General features: G+C 72.5%; 9 protein-coding genes. 5 read left to right on the top strand and 4 right to left on the bottom strand.

Features of this window, described 5'->3' with window-relative positions:
• Positions 1-14: 14 nt before the first annotated feature.
• On the bottom strand, positions 15-731 hold the full coding sequence (locus tag RMN57_RS28490) for a flavodoxin family protein (protein WP_313766141.1): 717 nt from the start codon (positions 729-731) through the stop codon (positions 15-17).
• Positions 732-999: 268 nt separating this feature from the next.
• Positions 1,000-2,442 (bottom strand): glyceraldehyde-3-phosphate dehydrogenase, encoded by a 1,443-nt coding sequence (locus tag RMN57_RS28485; protein WP_313766140.1) that lies wholly within the window; start codon positions 2,440-2,442, stop codon positions 1,000-1,002.
• A 401-nt stretch (positions 2,443-2,843) separates the two neighbouring features.
• Here RMN57_RS28485 and RMN57_RS28480 point away from each other — a divergent pair, with 401 nt between their 5' ends.
• The 5 genes from RMN57_RS28480 to RMN57_RS28460 all read left to right on the top strand — a co-directional run bounded on the left by RMN57_RS28480 (position 2,844) and on the right by RMN57_RS28460 (position 8,414).
• Positions 2,844-3,218 carry a cupin domain-containing protein gene (locus tag RMN57_RS28480; RefSeq protein ID WP_313766139.1) on the top strand — a complete coding sequence of 125 codons (375 nt, stop codon included), beginning with the start codon at positions 2,844-2,846 and terminating at the stop codon, positions 3,216-3,218.
• Between the two features lie 64 nt (positions 3,219-3,282).
• Positions 3,283-3,765, top strand: coding sequence for a MarR family transcriptional regulator (locus RMN57_RS28475; RefSeq protein WP_345328643.1), 483 nt, complete (start codon positions 3,283-3,285; stop codon positions 3,763-3,765).
• Between the two features lie 836 nt (positions 3,766-4,601).
• Positions 4,602-5,990: an AarF/ABC1/UbiB kinase family protein gene (locus tag RMN57_RS28470; protein WP_313766137.1), complete on the top strand. Its 1,389-nt coding sequence runs from the start codon at positions 4,602-4,604 to the stop codon at positions 5,988-5,990.
• 613 nt (positions 5,991-6,603) lie between these two features.
• Positions 6,604-7,278, top strand: coding sequence for a sigma-70 family RNA polymerase sigma factor (locus tag RMN57_RS28465; RefSeq protein ID WP_313766136.1), 675 nt, complete (start codon positions 6,604-6,606; stop codon positions 7,276-7,278).
• Between the two features lie 380 nt (positions 7,279-7,658).
• Positions 7,659-8,414 carry an alpha/beta fold hydrolase gene (locus tag RMN57_RS28460; protein ID WP_313766135.1) on the top strand — a complete coding sequence of 252 codons (756 nt, stop codon included), beginning with the start codon at positions 7,659-7,661 and terminating at the stop codon, positions 8,412-8,414.
• Positions 8,415-8,535: 121 nt separating this feature from the next.
• Here RMN57_RS28460 and RMN57_RS28455 read toward each other — a convergent pair whose 3' ends face one another.
• Both RMN57_RS28455 and RMN57_RS28450 read right to left on the bottom strand, forming a co-directional pair.
• Positions 8,536-9,696: an acyl-CoA dehydrogenase family protein gene (locus RMN57_RS28455; RefSeq protein ID WP_313766134.1), complete on the bottom strand. Its 1,161-nt coding sequence runs from the start codon at positions 9,694-9,696 to the stop codon at positions 8,536-8,538.
• Between the two features lie 8 nt (positions 9,697-9,704).
• Positions 9,705-17,846, bottom strand: a complete 8,142-nt coding sequence (locus RMN57_RS28450) for a type I polyketide synthase (protein WP_313766133.1) — start codon at positions 17,844-17,846, stop codon at positions 9,705-9,707.
• Positions 17,847-17,894 lie beyond the last annotated feature (48 nt).

The following is a 17,894-nucleotide window of genomic DNA, read 5'->3' as shown; positions in this document are numbered from 1 at the left end:
GAAGGACCGCCGGCTCAGCGGTGCTCGGGGTTCTCGTAGTCGAAGCGGCAGCCGGCGTCCCACTCCGAGCGCTGGTTGCCGTGGGCGGGGATGCCGCCGGCGTCCTTGAGCATCCGGGCGAGGTGGAGCTGGTTCCAGGTCATGAAGGTGGTGTTGCGGTTGGTGAAGTCGTTCTCCGGCCCGCCGGAGCCCGGGTCCAGGTAGGAGGGCCCGGGGCCCGCCTCGCCCACCCAGCCCGCGTCGGCCTGCGGCGGGACGGTGTACCCGAGGTGCTGGAGGCTGTAGAGGACGTTCATCGCGCAGTGCTTCGCGCCGTCCTCGTTCCCGGTGATCAGGCAGCCGCCGACCCGGCCGTAGTACGCGTACTGGCCGCGCTCGTTGAGGATCGACGAGCAGGCGTACAGCCGCTCGATCACGTTCTTCATCACGGAGGAGTTGTCCCCCAGCCAGACCGGCCCGGCCAGCGTGAGGATGTCCGCGGCCATCACCTGCGAGTAGACCACCGGCCACTCGTCGGTCTCCCAGCCGTGCTCCGTCATGTCCGGCCACACGCCGGTCGCGATGTCCAGGTCCACCGCCCGCAGCACCTCGACCCGGACGCCCTGGCGCTCCATGATGCCGGCGCTGACGTCGATCAGCCCCTGGGTGTTGCTGCGCTCGGGCGAGCGCTTCAGGGTGCAGTTGATCACCACGGCACTCAGATCGTCGTAGGTCACACCTGGCTCCGGCATGGGCGCACATCTCCCTCGGGCGGGCTTCGGGCGGGCCGGTCCGGCCCCGCCTCCACTCCACCAGCACCCGGCCCCACTCCGCCCGGCCGGCTGCGCCACCTGCCGCACACCCCCACCCCGACGGAGTGCCGTCCCCGGCCCCACTCCCCCGGGGCGGGCTCCGGTCCCCGGCCCCGAAAACACGTCGACGGCATCCGGAAGCCGTGGGGCTTCCGGATGCCGTCGACGGACGAGGCCGGTCAGGCCGCGTCGGACCGCATCAGGCCGGTCAGACCGCCGGGGCCGGGTAGGTCGGGTACTCGACGCCGGAGACGTGCTGGACGACCCGGATGACCTGGCACGAGTAGCCGAACTCGTTGTCGTACCACAGGTAGAGGATCGCGTTGTCGCCGTCGACCTTGAGGGCGCCGGCGTCGACGATCGACGCGTGGCGCGAGCCGATGAAGTCGCTCGACACCGCGTCGGGGGCGGTGATGAAGTCGATCTGGCGCTTCAGCGGCGAGGTCAGCGAGACGTTGCGGAGGTAGTCGAGGACCTCCTCGCGGTTGGTCGCGCGGGCCAGCTGCAGGTTGAGGATCGCGATCGAGACGTCCGGCACCGGGACGCGGATCGAGCTGCCGCTGATCTTCGCCTTGAGCTCCGGCAGGGCCTTGGCGACGGCCGAGGCGGCGCCGGTCTCGGTGATCACCATGTTCAGCGGTGCCGAGCGGCCGCGGCGGTCCGCCTTGTGGTAGTTGTCCAGCAGGTTCTGGTCGTTGGTGAACGAGTGGACGGTCTCCACGTGGCCGCGCAGCACGCCGTACTCGTCGTCCATCGCCTTCAGCGGCGGAACGATCGCGTTGGTGGTGCAGGACGCGCAGGACAGGATCTGCTCGTCCGGCTTGATCGTGTCGTGGTTGACGCCGTGCACGATGTTCGGGACGTCGCCCTTGCCCGGGGCGGTCAGGACGACCTTGTCGATACCGGGGCGGAGGTGCTTGGACAGCCCCTCACGGTCACGCCACTTCCCGGTGTTGTCGATGAGGATGGCGTCCTTGATGCCGTACGCCGTGTAGTCGACCTCGGACGGGTCGTTGGCGTAGATCACCTTGATCTCGTTGCCGTTGGCGACGATCGTGCTGTTCGCCTCGTCAACGGTGATGGTGCCCTGGAACTGGCCGTGGATGGAGTCGCGACGCAGCAGCGAGGCGCGCTTCACGATGTCCTGGTCGCCGCCCTGGCGCACCACGATGGCCTTCAGCCGCAGCCCGTTGCCGGAGGCCTTCTCGATCAGCAGGCGGGCGACGAGGCGGCCGATGCGGCCGAAGCCGTAGAGGACGACGTCGCGCGAGCCGAGGCGCTCGATCTTGTTCGCGCCCGTGGCACCGATGACGGCCTCGGCGGTGAACTCCTCCACCGAGAGACCGCGGCTGTCGGCCTTGTAGGTCGCGGCGAGCATGCCGATGTCGATCTGCGAGGGACCGAGGTCGAGGGCGGTGAGGGCCTGGAGGAAGGGCAGCGTCTCGGTGACCGAGAGCTCCTCACCGGCGATCTGGCGGGCGAAGCGGTGGGTCTTCAGGATGCTGACCACCGACTTGTTCACCAGCGAGCGGCTGTGAACCAGGACGGTGACGTCCCGCTCCCGGTGCAGTCGGCCGATGATCGGAATCATCGACTCCGCGATCTCCTCGCGGTTCATCCAGTCCGTGAACACGTCGTCGTTGACAGTCACAAGTCCATCTTTCGAGCTGAGGGTGTTGCCTCCATGCTAGCTTTGACCATTTCGATCACTGCGGCGGACCCCCTCTGAGCATGGGCTTCCCCGTGCGCCGCCCCTCGACGCCTGCGCCCCGCGCCCAGTCGTCCACCTATCGTGCGCATGCGAACCCAGTAGCCTCCCCCCTCGCCCCGGAGCGACCGCGAGCCGCCTCGCAGGCACCGAGTAAAGTCTCTTTACACATGCGAGTAAACCTGCTTTCCTAACGGTGGGCCGCGCACGGCCGCCGCACCGGCACGCCGCCGGGGGGGCGGCGGCCGCACCGCGCCGCCGCCACAGACCGCTCCACGCCGTGCCGCGTCACGCCACGCCGTGCCACGCCACGCCACGTCACGTCACGTCACGAAAGAGGGCCCATGTACGTCATCTCCGAGACCGCGGAGCGCACCACCCACAACGCCTCCGGCCTCGCCGCCGCACTCGCCGGCCCGAGCCGGGGCAGCGAGCAGGTCAGCACCTGGCGGGTCGAGATGGAGCCCGGCACCGACTCCCCCGTCCACCTGATCGACCGGGACCAGGTCTGGATGCCCATCGCCGGCACCTTCGAGTTCGTCATCGACGAGGAGACCGCGCTGGTCGGCACCGGCCAGGCGCTCGTCGTCCCGGCCGACCGCACCCGCGTCTTCCGCGCCGTCGACGGCCGGGCGCAGGCCCTGGTCGCCATGGCGGCGGGCGGCACCGCCGCCGTCCCCGGCAGCGACGAGCGCATCCCGCTCCCCTGGGCCCGGTGAGGCGGCCGGCTCCCGCGCCGGGCGGGGAGCCGACCGAGTAAAGCGGCTGGATACGTCTGTCACCATGAGGAGCGTGGACACCGACGACCCCCTCGCCCACGCCGAGATGACCTTCCTCCTCGGCATGGCCTTCCAGCTGGTGCTGTCCGAGTTCGTCCGCCGCGTCGAGGCCGCCGGCCACGACGACCTGCGCCCCATGCACGGCTTCGCCTTCCAGGCGCTCCGGGGCCCCGGCCTCACCAGCACCGAACTCGCCGACCGGCTCGGCGTCACCAAGCAGGCCGCCGGCCAGATCGTCGACGACCTGGAGAAGGGCGGCTACGTCCAGCGCCGCCCCCACCCCGCCGGCGGCCGCCGCAAGTTGGTGGTCCTCACCGACAAGGCCCACGAACACCTCACGGTCGCCGGCGGCATCCTGCACGGCCTCGAAGCCGAGCTGGCGGACGAGCTCCGCGGGCGCGGCCTCAGCCTCCCCCGCGCGGAACTCGCCGCCGTCATCCGCTCCCTCTCCGGCGACCACCTCCCGCCCCTGCGCCCCACCTGGTGACCGGCCACGCCCGCCGATCCGCCCGGCGATCGGCCCGGCAATGGACCGCCCGAGGGGGAGCCGGGCGCGGGTCCTTCGCGAGCGCATGCCGGGCCCGCCCGATCGCTTTGTGCAATGTTGAACCTGTTTGAATGCCGCGGCATCCACGAGGGCATGGCGCGGCCGAAACCTTTTGGCCGCGGATTGGCCGACTTTGCCCAGGCAAGGTGTGACCAGCGCCCCGCCGCCCGCCATGAACCGCGCCCCGGCCACAGGCGGAACCGTCCCGGACCCACGACGGAACCTGCAGGTCGCAGCCGGGTTCCGTCCAGCTCGGACGACCGTCGCAGGCGGCGACCGCCCGGCCTGCACAATCTTCTTGTTTTCAGCCACACTTGACTGACCCTTGGGTATTCGAAATCATCGTTCGGACGGTGGCCGGGTTCATCGACGGGGAGGATCGGATTCCGGGAGGTCCACGACCGGTTCCGACCCGGCTGCGGTTTTTCGGGGAGTCAGGGCCGCGATTTCCGCCACGGGCGCGCCGGATGAGCGACTCCGGTCGAAGGGGCGGTGACCGGCATCGGCCCGGTGGCCGGCGCGGCGTCCGGATGCCGGCCGGATAGCTCGACGAAGTCGCCGCGAGGTGTATCCACGGCACCTGCGGACGGATCAGAGAGTGTGGGGGACGGCTGCCACCCGCGGCCGGGTCCCCGCGGACCGAGAGGGAGAGGCACTGTGGACACCGTAGGCGGAACCCCCGCGGCGAGGCCGGCCGTGCTGCCCGAGGGAGAGCTGCCGAGGGTGGAACCCGACGGAGTGCGGGCCCTCCTCGCCGGCACCGGCGGTGCAGCCCGGTGAGCGACCTGCCGAAGGGCTCGATGCGGCGGTTCCTGAAGGTGGCGTCGCTGCCGCTCGGATACGCGGGGCGCACCGCCTTCGGGGTGACCAAGCGTCTCGCGGGCGGCGCCGAGGACCTGATCAGGACCGAGATCGAGGAACGCACCGCCAAGCAGCTCTTCGCCGTGATCGGTGAACTCAAAGGCGGTGCACAGAAGTTCGCCCAGGTTCTCAGCGTGATGGAGAGCGCGCTGCCGGAGAACCTGGTCCGGCCCTACCGGGCGGCGCTGACCAGTCTGCAGGAGGCGGGACCGGCCCTGCCGGCCCCCAGGGTCCACGCCGTGCTGCGCACGCAACTGGGGGACAACTGGCGTGAGCTGCTGACGGAGTTCACCGACCGGCCGGTGGCAACCGCCTCCATCGGCCAGGTGCACCGGGGACGTTGGCACGACGGCCGGGACGTCGCGGTCAAGGTCCAGCATCCCGGCGCCGCCGAGGCCCTCACCTCGGACTTCGATCAACTGACCCGGATGGGCTGGATCATCGACCGGGTGACCGGCGGCGAGCTCAACGTCAACGAGGTGGTGACGGAGCTGCGCGAGCGGATGGCGGAGGAACTGGACTACCTCCTGGAGGCCGACTCCCAGGCCGCGTTCGCGGAGGCCTTCGCGGACGACCCGGACTTCCTCGTGCCCCGGGTGGTCAAGGCCACCGAACGCGTCCTGGTGACCGAGTGGATGGACGGCACACCAGCGTCCGCCGTCATGTCCGACGGCGACCAGGCGGACCGGGACCGGCTGGGGCTGCTGCTCACGCGGTTCAACCACGCGGGGCCGAACCGCTGCGGCATGCTGCACGCCGACCCGCACCCGGGGAACTTCCGCCTCACCGACGACGGCCGGCTCGGGGTGCTCGACTTCGGCGCCGTGGCCCGGCTGCCCGACGGGCCGGTGCCGTGGATGGGCCCGATGATGCGGGCCTGTGCCGACGGCGAAACGGAGCGGATGGTCGAGCTGATGCGGGAAGTGGGGCTCCTCAAGGACCGCAAGGGCGCCAAGGGTGAGGCGGCCGGGGAGGCCGAGGACTGGGGCTGGCTGACCCGCTCGCTGGAGATGTTCGTACAGCCGCTGGCCGAGGAGGTCTTCGCCTTCGACCGTGAATGGCTGCGCGAGGCCGTGCGGAGGGCCACGCTCACCAAGGACGCGGAGATCCTCAGGGACCGTATGGTGACCATGCCGGAGCACGTGCTCATGCAGCGGGTGTGGATGGCCGAACTGGCCATGCTCAGCCAGCTGGGCGCCCGGATTCCGTACCGGGCCGAGGCCATTGCGGGGATGCCGGGCTTCGCACTCGACTCCTCCGCGTCCGATTCGCCCGCCCCACGGCCCGATGGCCGCACTCCGTGAGCCCGCGGCGCCCGGCCGCGCGGCCGCCCGGCCGCCCGCGCGCCCGGGGGCTCACAGGCTCACGGGCGGCGACCGGGACGCCGCCGGGACGGTCACCGCGGAACCGGGTGCCGGCGTGATCCGAATCACGTCCGTCACCGAGTTCCCCCTTTCGCTTTCGCCGCCCGCTCCGGCCACCGGAATTCCGCCCACCGCGGGGAACCACCGGCTCCGCATTTCACAAGCCGGAAAACCACTCCGTCCGCCTCCACCACTCCCACCTGGCGTTCTTCGCGGCCTATAGCGGCGCCGGCTTTCCACCGACCCCGTCCCCGACGTTCCGGGCCCCGGGAATCCGCGGCCGGCGCGCCATCCGAAACGACAAGTGGAAGCCTGGCTCCCCTTTTTGCCGGCACCGGCCGCCGGCCCCCGTCAACCCCCCGAACAGATTCCGTGCGTGCAAATTCGACCGTTGACATCAGACCCCCGCGGCGCCGTATAGTAAGCCCCTGTAGCGCCATTCCAGCAGTTGTTGAGACGCGACGCTATGTCTACTCATGGTGAGTCGTCAGCTGTGCACAGCCGTCCGGGGATCGGCCAACGGGACGAACACATGAGAGCGACGGGGGATAACATGAAGGCTCTTGCTCTGCATCGTCTTGTCGACGAATGCCTGGCCGGAAACCAGGACAGCTGGAACCAGATCGTCGACAGCTACACACCACTGATCTGGGCCATAGTCCGGGGGCACCGACTTTCCACTGCCGACTGCGAAGACGTCATCCAGACGACCTGGCTGCGGGTGATCCAGCACCTGGGACAGCTCAGGGACCCGGAGAAGTTGGCGCACTGGCTCTCGGCGGCGGCGCGCCGCGAGAGCCTCAAGCACATCCGGAGGTCCGGGCGGAGCACGCCCGCCGACGAACCCGAGGTGTTCGACCGCCCCGAGCCGTCCGAGAACCAGCCGGAGGAAGAGGCGCTCCGACAGGAGACCCGTGACGAGGTCCTCCTCGCCTACTGCTCGCTCTCACCCAAGTGCCAGGCGCTCCTCGGACTGCTGGTGGCCGACCCACCCATGTCGTACGACGAGGTCAGCGCCACGCTGGGGATGCCCCGCGGTTCCATCGGCCCGTTCAGAAGCCGCTGCCTGAAGCACCTGGAGCGCGCCATGGCCGTCGAGGCCGACCGCTCCGAGCGGGCGCGGGAACTGTTCGACACCATCAAGGGAATGGGTCTGCGGGCTTTCGCCCTGGAGAGCGGGGCCGGACTGGGAACGGCCGGCGGGAGCAGCCGGGTGACGGTCGGCTGACCCGGCGAACCCGGCCCCCGGGGGGACGGACGCAGCACCGTTCCGCGCGGCTTCGTGCGCAATGAACGGGAAGAGCGCCTTCGCGTTCCCGAGCGCTCTGGAAGTGGGTCGCCCCACCGCCTCCGCCAACTTCTCCAGCACCCGACCGCCGCCATCTTCCACCCTGCTCACCTCCACCGTTTAGTTAACCCCTTAACTACACACAACAGGGTAGGGCAAAGTTCATCGAACGACAATCCGTCGGGCATTGTCGGGATCCAGAACCTCACATTTCCGCCGCCACCGGGAAGGAATCCCGGAGGCCTGGCCACCGTGTTTCACGACGGCATCTGCCGGCAATTGCCCGCGATGTCGCGTTCCGCGCAATCCATGGGGACAAGATGAGCAATTCGATCACGCAAACCAGCGACTGGCTGCGCCGATTCCACCCGGCCGACGCGGCCCCGGCCCGGCTGGTGTGCTTTCCGCACGCGGGCGGGTCAGCCACCTACTACTTTCCGGTGTCCCGGGCCCTGTCACCCGCCGTCGACGTGGTCGCCGTGCAGTACCCGGGGCGGCAGGACCGGCGCGGCGAGGAGCCGGTCGACGACGTCTGCAAGCTGGCCGACATCCTGGCCGAGGAACTCCGGTCCTGGACGGACCGCCCGCTCGCGCTCTTCGGGCACAGCCTCGGCGCGACCCTCGCCTACGAGGTCGCCCTTCGGCTGGAGGCCGGGGGCCTCGCCCCGGTCGTGCTGTTCGCGTCCGGCCGGCGAGCGCCCGCCTGCCACCGGGAAGGCAGCAAGGTGTACCTCAGCGACGACGCGACGCTGCTCGACACCATCAAGAAGCTCAGCGGCACCAACCCTCAGCTGCTGGAGGACGACGAGCTGCTGCGCAGTCTGCTGCCGGCCATCCGCGCCGACTACAAGGCGGCCGAGACCTACCGCCGGCACCCCGGGGCGCCGCTGCTGCGCTGCCCGGTGATCACGCTGACGGGTGACGCGGACCCGGAGGTCACCCGCGCCGAGGCCGAGGCGTGGGAAGGGCACACCACGGGTGCCTTCGCGCTGCACGAGTACGCCGGCGGCCACTTCTACCTCAACGACCACGCACCGGCCGTGATCGCCCGCATCCGCGAGGCACTCGTCCGCTGACACCGGGGCCGCGCGCGGCCGGCGGGCCACTCGCCGGCCCGGCCCCGGAGCAGGAGCAGAGCAGGAGCAGGACCAGAGCGGGGGCGCCCCGGCCAACGGGCCCGGGGCGCCCCCGCTTCCGTCATGTCCGGCGCAGCACCGGAACCACGTAGCGGCCGAAGACCAGCTCGCGCATGACCTCGTCGCCGCCCTCGACGACGGACACGTAGCGGATGTCCCGGAGCAGCTTCCCGATCGGCAGGTCGTGGGTGTAGCCCAGGCCCCCGAACATCTCCGAGCCCGCGCTCGCCACGCTCCAGCCCGTCTGACCACAGAACATCTTGGCCGTCAGCGCCGACTTGAGCGTGCCCTGCCGGGCGAACAGCGCCGCCGCGTCGGGGTCCGTCATGATCCTGTCGAAGTCACGGCCCGCCCTGAGCAGATGACTCTTCATGACGTCGATCTGCATCTCCATCTGACCCAGCTGCTGCGCGAACACCGGGCTGTCGAGGAGGGTGCCGTCACGGAACGGCTTGGCCTTCGCGTAGAGCATGCAGTGGTCACGGACCCGGCGGGCGATGCCGAGCGCCGTCGCCGCGATCAGGATGCGGCTGGCGTTGAGGCCTATCTCGAGCAGCCGGAGACCGGATCCCTCCAGCCGGTTGCCCGCGGGCACCCGGACCCGGTCCAGCCTCACCTGGTAGGTGTGGGAGGCCCGCAGCCCGATGACGTCCCAGCGCTTGACGATCTCGACCCCGGGGGTGTCCCTCGGCACCACGACCGCGAGGTAGTCCTCCGGGTCCTCCGCCGACCGGGCGATGACGACCAGGAAGTCCGCGAAGTCCGTGTTGGTCGAGAAGAACTTCTCACCGCTGATGACGAGGTCGCCGCCCTCCCGGGTGGCCACCGTCTCGATCTTGTTGAGCTCGCTGCCGGCGGTGCGCTCGCTGCCCAGCGTGGCGCAGAAGGAGCCGCGCTCCGCCATGGGCCTGAGGTACCGGGCCTTCAGGTCGTCGGACCCGTACAGCTGCACCATGGTGGTGCCGAGGACGGAGATGAACAGCGTGAACGCGACGCCCGCGTCGCCGTAGGCGATCTCGTTGACGATCTCGACGCCGTCCTCCAGGCCGAGGCCCCGGCCGCCGAGTTCCTCCGGCAGCCACCAGTTGGCCAGCCCCGTCTCGCGGAACTTCTCGTACACCTCCGAGGGCTTTTCGGCCAGCTCGTCCAGTTGCCTCGCATCGCCGGACAGCTCCGCCTTGACGAATCGCCGGACGGTCTTCAGGTATTCCGTGGTCATCATTTCACCGTTCATTCGGAGTAGGCCCGCTGGACGAGCGCCGCGATGTCCATCGCGTCGATCTCCTCGTCGAGCTCCTCGATCGCTTCTGCTTCTGCGTCTTCCGTCCCCTCAGCCGCGGAACCGTCCTCGGGGAACAGCCGGTCCCGCAGGTGCTCCGCCAGCGCGACCGGGGTCGGGTAGTTGAAGACGACGGTCGCGGGGATCTCCACGCCCGTGTCCGTGCGCACGTGGTTGCGGAACTCGACACCGCTCAGGGAGTCGAACCCGATCTCCTTGAAGGACATCTCGCCCTCGATGTCGTCGGTGGAGGGGTAGCCCAGCACCAGGGCCGCCGTCGACAGCAGCAGCTCCAGCAGCGCCTCCGAGCGTTCCCCGGACGACAGCCCGGCCAGTCGCCGCACGAACGACGGCCCGTCGTCCCCGCGGACCGGCTCGGGCCCCGGCGTCGCCGTGACCATCCCGCGGAACAGCGGCGGTACCACCTTCAGCTGCCGCAGCGCCGTCCGGTCGAGCGCGACGGGGACCACCAGAGCCGTGCCGAGGGCGAGCGCGGTGTCGAACAGCGCCGTCCCCTCCGCCGCGGCGAGCGGCACCATGCCGGCCCGCCGGAACCGCGCCAGGTCGACGTCGCCGAGCGTGCCCGCCATGCCGAGCTCCCACGGACCCCACGCGAGCGAGGTCGCAGGCAGGCCCGCCGCCCTGCGGTACGCCGCCAGGGAGTCGAGGAACGTGTTGGCCGCGGCGTAGTTCGCCTGGCCCGCCGTACCGATCGCGCCGGCGACGGACGAGTACAGCACGAACGCCGACAGCGGGAGGTCCTTCGTCAGCTCGTGCAGGTGCCACGCGGCGTCGGCCTTGGGCCGGAACACCCCGTCGAGCTGCTCCGACGTCATGGACTCCACGCCGCCGTCGTCGAGCACGCCCGCCATGTGGACCACCGCGGTCAGCGGCGCGTCCTGCCCGACGGCTCCGATCGCCCCGGCCAGTGCGGCGCGGTCGGACACGTCGCAGGCCGTGATGGTGACCGCCGCGCCGAGCCTGGTCAGCTCCTCGACCAGGTCGGCGGCGCCCGGCGCGGCGGGGCCGCGCCTGCTGAGCATCAGCAGGTTCCGCACGCCGTGCCCGGTCACCAGGTGCCGGGCGAAGAGCGCGCCGAGGCCACCGGTCGCGCCGGTTAGCAGCACCGTCCCGCCGCCGAGCGCCGGGCCGCCGGCCGCCACCGGCGACGCCGCCACCGGTGCGAGGCGCGGTGCGTGGGCGACGCCGCGGCGTACGGCGATCTGCGGCTCACCGGACAGGTCCAGCGACCGGAGGGTGCGCAGCGACTCCTCGTGGCCGTCGGTGTCGACGAGCACGAAACGGTCCGGGTGCTCCGCCTGGACCGACCGCACCAGACCCCAGACCGGGGCGGCGGCCAGGTCCGGCGTCTCGTCCTCGGAGACGGCGACGGCGTTGCGGGTCACGAGGACCCGCCGGTCCGTGCCGAGCCCGTCCGCCAGCCAGGTCCGCACCAGGGCCAGCACCTCGTGCACGGTGGCCCGGGCCGTGCCGGGGACATCCTCGTCCCCGGCCACCGTGACGTGCGTGAACCGGTCCTCCGGCAGCGTTCGGCCGGGCTCGGCCGGGCCGGGCAGCGGCGTCCACTCGACGCTGAACAGGCTGTCGGCCGTCGCTCCCGGAGCCAGCTGTGTCGCGGAGGCCGGCATGAGCGCCAGCGAGTCGACGGACAGGACCGGAGCGCCGCCCGGGCCCGTGATCCGCAGCGACACCTCGTGGGTGCCGATGCGTGCGGCGTGCACGCGCAGTTCCGTTCCGCCGTCGCCGTGGAGGCGCACCCCGGAGAAGGAGTACGGGAGGAGCACCTGTCCGGCGTCCGCGCCGGCGAGCAGCGACAGCACCGGGTGCAGGGCCGCGTCCAGCAGTGCGGGGTGGACGGCGAACCCGGCCTCGGCGTGCGGCACCCCGTCCGGGAGCCGGATCTCGCCGTACGCCTCGTCCTCGGTCTGCCACAGGCCGAGCAGGCCTCGGAAGGCGGGCCCGTACGCGTAGCCGCGCTCGGCGAGGCGGGGGTAGAGGTCGGCCGGGTCCACCGGTGCGGCCCCGGCCGGCGGCCAGGTGTGCGGTGCGGCATCCGCCGCGGGGGCCTGCGCCGCCCCGTCGGCGGCGAGCACACCGGTGGCGTGCCGCGTCCACGACCGGGACCCGGCGGGCCGGGTGTGGAAGCCGATCTCGCGCCGGCCCGAGCCGTCGGGGGCGCCGACGGTGACCTGCAGCTGGACCGGGTCGTCGCCGAGGACCAGCGGCGTCTGGAGGTTCAGTTCCTCGACGCGCCGGCACCCGGCCGCGTCCAGGGTCTGCAGCGCCATCTCCACGTAGGCCGTGCCGGGGAGGACGGTCCGGCCGAAGATGCCGTGGTCGGCGAGCCAGGTGTCATCGGTGGGTGAGACCCGGCCGCTGAGGACGATCTGGTCGCCGACGGCGAGTTCGGTGACGGCGGAGAGGAGCGGGTGCTCGACCGCGTCGATCCCGGTGGCGGCGACAGCGCCCCGCGGCGCCTCGCTCCGCGCCCAGTAGCGCTGGCGGTCGAAGGCGTACGTGGGCAGGTCGACCTGCCGTCCGGCACCGCCGACGGCGTCGAGGTACGCACGCCAGTCCACGGGCACGCCGGCGACGTGCATCCGGGCCAGCGCCTCGCCGAGGGAGCGGGATTCGGACCGCGCCTTGCGGGCCACCGGGATCGCGGGCGTGTCCGGCGCGATCTGGGCGAGGGTCTCCTGGGCCATCGCGGACAGCACGCCGTCCGGGCCGACCTCGACGAACGCCTCGACGCCGACGGCCACGGCGGCGCGCACGCCGTCGGCGAACCGCACGGCCTCGCGGACGTGGCGCACCCAGTACTCGGGGCGGTCCAGCTCACCGGCCCCGGCCGGACCGCCGGTCACGTTCGAGATCACCGGGATGTGCGGGGCCGCGTACGAGAGCGACCGGGCCACCTCCTCGAACTCCGCCAGCATGGGCTCCATCAGCGGCGAGTGGAAGGCGTGCGAGACGCGCAGCCGCTGGGTCTTGTAGCCCGCGTCCGAGAACATGGACTCGATGTCGAGGACCACGTCCTCGGCGCCGGAGACGACGGTGGAGGTGGGGCCGTTGACCGCGGCGACCGAGGCGGAGTCCTCGTTGCCCTCCAGCGCCTCGCGGATCTCGTCCTCGTCGGCCTGGACGGCCACCATCGCACCGCCCCGGGGCAGCGCCTGCATCAGCCGGCCGCGCGCGGCGACCAGGCGGGCCGCGTCGGCGAGCGGGAACACGCCGGCCACGTGGGCGGCGGCGATCTCCCCGATGGAGTGTCCGATCAGGACGGCCGGCTCCGCGCCGAAGGATTCCAGCAGCCGGTACGCCGCCACCTCGAAGGCGAACAGCGCGGGCTGCGTCATCGCCGTCCCGTCGAGCAGCGCGGCCGCCGCCGAGCCGGGCTCCGCGCCGACGACCTCGTCGAGCGGGTGCTCCAGCAGCGGGGCGAACGCATCGCGGACCTCGTTCCACGCCCGGGCGAACACGGGGAAGTCGCGGGCCAGTTCGCGGCCCATGCCGAGCCGCTGGCTGCCCTGCCCGGAGAACAGGACGGCGACGGGCGGAGCGGCGCTCGCGGAGCCGACGACCAGACCGGCGGCCCGGTCACCCGCGGCCAGCGCGGTCAGGCCGGACATCAGCTCCGCCCGCCCGGCTCCGAGCACCACCGCGCGGTGGTCGAGGACGGTCCGGCCGGTCGCGAGGGTCCGGGCGACGTCGGCGACGCCGGGTGCCGGGTCGGCGGACAGGGCTCCGGCCAGGCGCTCGGCCTGCGCGGCCAGACCCGACGCGGTCCGCGCGGACACCAGCCACGGCAGCACGCCGGCCGGCTCGGCGGACGGCGTCTCCTCGTCGGGGTCGCCCTGCTCGACGATGACGTGGGCGTTGGTGCCGCTGATGCCGAACGAGGAGACGCCGGCGCGGCGCGGCCGGCCGGCCTCCGGCCAGGCCCGCTGCTCGGTGAGCAGCTCCACGGCGCCCGCCGACCAGTCGACGTGCGAGGTCGGCTCGTCGGCGAACAGCGTCCTGGGGAGGATGCCGTTACGCATGGCCATGACCATCTTGATCACACCGGCGACGCCCGCGGCGGCCTGCGTGTGCCCGATGTTCGACTTGACCGAGCCCAGCCACAGCGGCTGCGGGCGGTCCTCCCCGTACGTGGCCAGGAGGGCCTGCGCCTCGATCGGGTCGCCGAGCGACGTGCCGGTCCCGTGGGCCTCCACCGCGTCGACGTCGGCCGTGCCCAAGCCGGCGCCGGCCAGCGCGTGCCGGATGACCCGCTCCTGCGAGGGGCCGTTCGGCGCGGTCAGACCGTTGCTCTCGCCGTCCTGGTTGATCGCGCTGCCCCGGAGCACCGCGAGCACGCGGTGGCCGTTGCGCCGGGCGTCGGAGAGCCGCTCCAGCACCAGCACGCCGACGCCCTCGGACCATCCGGTGCCGTCGGCCGCCTCGGAGAACGCCTTGCAGCGACCGTCCGCGGCGAGGCCGCCCTGCCGGGAGAACTCCACGAAGATGCCGGGCGTCGACATGACCGTCACACCACCGGCGAGGGCCAGCGAGCAGTCCCCCGACCGCAGGGACTGCGCGGCCATGTGCAGGGCCACCAGCGACGACGAGCAGGCGGTGTCGACGGTCACGGCCGGGCCCTCGAAGCCGAACGTGTAGGCGACCCGGCCGGACACCACGCTGGACGCGGCCCCGGTCAGGGCGTGCCCGGCCAGGTTCTCGGGGACCTCCCCCAGCCGCGGCAGGTAGTCCTGGCCCATCGCGCCCATGAAGACGGCGGTACGGCTGCGGCGCAGCCCCGCCGGGTCCTGGCCGGCACGCTCCAGCGCCTCCCACGCCACCTCCAGCACCAGCCGCTGCTGCGGGTCCATCGAGGTCGCCTCGCGCGGGCTGATCCGGAAGAAGCCCGCGTCGAAGTCGCCCGCGTCGGGCAGGAACCCGCCGACCCGGGCGTAGTCCCCGCCGGGTGCGGCGGGCCAGCCGCGGTCCTGCGGGAACGGCGTGATCGCGTCGACGCCGTCCACGACCAGCCGCCAGAGGTCCTCGGGCGAGGCCACCCCGCCCGGGTACCGGCAGCCCATGCCGATGATCGCGATCGGGTCGTCCGAGGCGGCGGTGGAGCCGTCCTCGGCCGGGACCCCGTCCGGCTGCCCGTGCCCGAACAGCTTGCCGTGCATGTGCCGCACCACGGCCCTCGGGGTCGGGTGGTCGAACAGCAGCGAGGTCGGCATGTGCAGACCGGCGGCGTCGTTGAGGCGGTCCCGCAGGTCGACGGCCGTCACCGAGTCGAAGCCGAGCTCCTTGAACGTGCTGTCCGCCTCGACGGCGGCCGGGTCGCTGTGCCCGAGCACGGCCGCCGCGTGCGAGCGGACGAGCCGCCACAGCTCCTGGTCGCTGGGCCGGACGCCGGCGGCCGTCCCGGCCCGCCCGGACGCACCGGCCTGTTCCGCCTGCTCGGGGCGGGACACCGTCGGCGGACCCGTCGTCAGGGCCGGCCGGACCGCCTCACCGCTGATCCAGAAGGGTTCGCGCTGGAACGCGTAGGTGGGCAGCTCCACCCGGCGGGCGCCGTCGAACAGGCTCCGCCAGTCGACCGCGACGCCCTTGGTGTACAGCTCGGCCATCGACAGCAGCAGGCGGCGGACGTCGCCCTCGTCCCGGCGCAGCGTCCCCTGGGCGAGGACGCCGTCGACGGTGTCCCGGACCGCCATGGCCAGCACGGGATGGGGGCTGATCTCCAGGAACACCTGGTGCCCGTCGTGCGCGGCCTGCCGCACGGTGTCCGCGAACCGGACCGGCCGGCGCAGGTTCGCGAACCAGTACGCGGGGCCGAGATCGGCCGCGCCCAGCGGACCGCCGGTGACCGTCGAGTAGAAGGCCACCTCGGTGTCGGTCGCCGTGATGCCCGCGGCGGCGGCCAGGGTCTCCTCCCGGACGGCCTCCACCTGCGGCGAGTGGGAGGGGAAGCCGGTGCGGATGACACGCGCGCGGATGCCGCGCGCCTCGCAGTCGGCAACGAGCTCGCGCACCGCCTCGCTCTCACCGGAGACCGTCACCACACGGGGGCTGTTCACCGCGGCGATCGCCACCCGGCCGGTGTCGACGTCCTCGGCCGGCATCGCGAGGGACGCCATCTCCCCCAGGCCGACCAGGCCGGTGGCGATGACCCGGCTGCGCCCCACGATCAGCCGGAGGCCGTCCTCCAGGGACAGCATCCCCGCCGCGCAGACGGCCGCGACCTCGCCCTGCGAGTGGCCGACGACGGCGTCGGGGGCGAGGCCCACGGAACGCCACACCTCCGCCAGGGACACCATCACGGCGAACAGCGCGGGCTGCATGACGCCGACCTGCTCCAGGGCCGCCCCGTCGGCGAGGACGTCCCGCAGGGACCAGTCGGTCAGTTCGCCGAGCAGCCGCTCGCACGCGTCCATCCGGGCCGCGAACACCGGGTTCGACTCCCACAGGCCGAGGGCCATCCCGGCCCACTGCGAGCCCGCGCCCGGGAACACCCAGACGAGGCCCGCCCTGGCCGACGCCTCACCCGTGACGACGTGCGCGGACGCCTCGCCCGCCGCCAGCGCGGCCAGACCGTCCAGGAGCTCCGCACGGTCCGCGGCGACGACCACCGCCCGGTGCTTCAGCGCCGAGCGGGTCGTGACGGCGGACCAGCCGACGTCGGCCGGCTCCAGCTCCGGGTCGGACTCCACCCGCTGCCGCAGCCGCTCAGCCTGGGCGCGCAGCGCCGCCGCGGACCTGGCGGACACGACGACGGGCACCGGGGAGCCGCCGGCGGGGGCCGCGGGCGCGTTGTCGGACTCCGGGTGGGCGGCGACGACGAGGTGGCAGTTGGTCCCGCCGATGCCGAAGGAGCTCACGCCGGCGAGCCGGTCACCGGCGGGCCACGGCCCGGTGGACGAGTTCACCCGGAGCTTCCAGGCGTCCATCGGTATGGCGGGGTGCGGCTCCGCGAAGTTGAGGCTCGCCGGGAGGAGGCCGTGCTTCACCGACAGTGCGACCTTGATCAGGCCGACGACTCCGGCGGCCGGTTCGAGGTGCCCGATGTTGGTCTTCACCGACCCGACGAGCAGCGGCCGCCCGGGGTCGCGGCCCTCGCCGAAGACCGCGCCCAGCGCGCCCGCCTCCACCGGGTCGCCCGCCCTGGTGCCGGTGCCGTGCAATTCGACGTAGCGCACCTGCTCGGGCGTCACGCCTGCCGCGGCGTGTGCCTCCCGCAGGAGGGCCTGCTGCGCGTCGCCGTCCGGGACGGTCAGCGCCTGGCCGGCGCCGTCGTGGTTGACCGCGCCGCCGAGCAGGACGCAGTAGATCCGGTCGCCGTCCGCGACCGCGTCCGCGAGCTTCTTGAGGACGACCACGCCCGCGCCCTCGCCCCGGACGAATCCGTTGGCGCGGGCGTCGAAGGTGTGGCTGCGGCCGTCCGGGGAGAGCGCGCCCGCTCGGGCGAGGGGCAGCGCGGCCTCCGGCACCAGGTTCAGGTGGACGCCGCCGGCCAGGGCGAGCCGGGCCTCGCCCGAGCGCAGGCTCTCGGCGGCCAGGTGCACGGCGACGAGGGAGGAGGACTGTGCGGTGTCCACGACGAGGCTGGGCCCGTGCAGGCCGAACCAGTGGGAGATCCGGTTGGCGATCAGCCCGCGGTTCAGCCCGGCCAGCGAATGGTGGGACACCGCGTCGGGACCGTGCCGGTGCACCAGCGACATGTAGTCGTCGCCCGCGGCGCCGATGAACACCGCCGTCGCGCTGCCGCGCAGGTCGTCCGGCATCACACCGGCGTCCTCCAGCGCCGTCCAGCTCAGTTCGAGTGCGAGGCGCTGGCGCGGGTCCATCGCCTCGGCCTCACGCGGCGAGATCCCGAAGAACCCGGCGTCGAAGTCGGCCACGCCGTCCACGAAGCCACCCCGCCGGTAGCGGGCCAGCTCCGGTACGTCGTACCAGCGCTCCGCCGGCGCTTCCACGATCGCGTCGACGCCGTCCTGGAGCATCCGCCAGAAGGCGGGGACGTCGGCGGCCCCCGGGACCCGGCACGACATGCCCACGACGGCAACGGCTTGCTGATTCACTTCAGTCCTCTTCCCCGATGTGCTCGGCCACCGCCACTTGGCGGAAGG

Source organism: Kitasatospora sp. CM 4170, assembly GCF_032110285.1.
Taxonomy (GTDB): domain Bacteria; phylum Actinomycetota; class Actinomycetes; order Streptomycetales; family Streptomycetaceae; genus Kitasatospora; species Kitasatospora aburaviensis.
The sequence above is the reverse complement of the archived record's forward strand: the minus strand, read 5'-3'. Positions and strand labels throughout refer to the sequence as shown.

What these genes read in the sequence shown, in the direction of transcription:
- RMN57_RS28490 (WP_313766141.1), bottom strand. Translation starts at nt 731, where the DNA reads ATGCCGGAGCCAGGTGTGACCTACGACGATCTGAGTGCCGTGGTGATC.
- RMN57_RS28480 (WP_313766139.1), top strand. Translation starts at nt 2,844, where the DNA reads ATGTACGTCATCTCCGAGACCGCGGAGCGCACCACCCACAACGCCTCC.
- RMN57_RS28475 (WP_345328643.1), top strand. Translation starts at nt 3,283, where the DNA reads ATGAGGAGCGTGGACACCGACGACCCCCTCGCCCACGCCGAGATGACC.
- RMN57_RS28465 (WP_313766136.1), top strand. Translation starts at nt 6,604, where the DNA reads ATGAAGGCTCTTGCTCTGCATCGTCTTGTCGACGAATGCCTGGCCGGA.
- RMN57_RS28460 (WP_313766135.1), top strand. Translation starts at nt 7,659, where the DNA reads ATGAGCAATTCGATCACGCAAACCAGCGACTGGCTGCGCCGATTCCAC.
- RMN57_RS28455 (WP_313766134.1), bottom strand. Translation starts at nt 9,696, where the DNA reads ATGATGACCACGGAATACCTGAAGACCGTCCGGCGATTCGTCAAGGCG.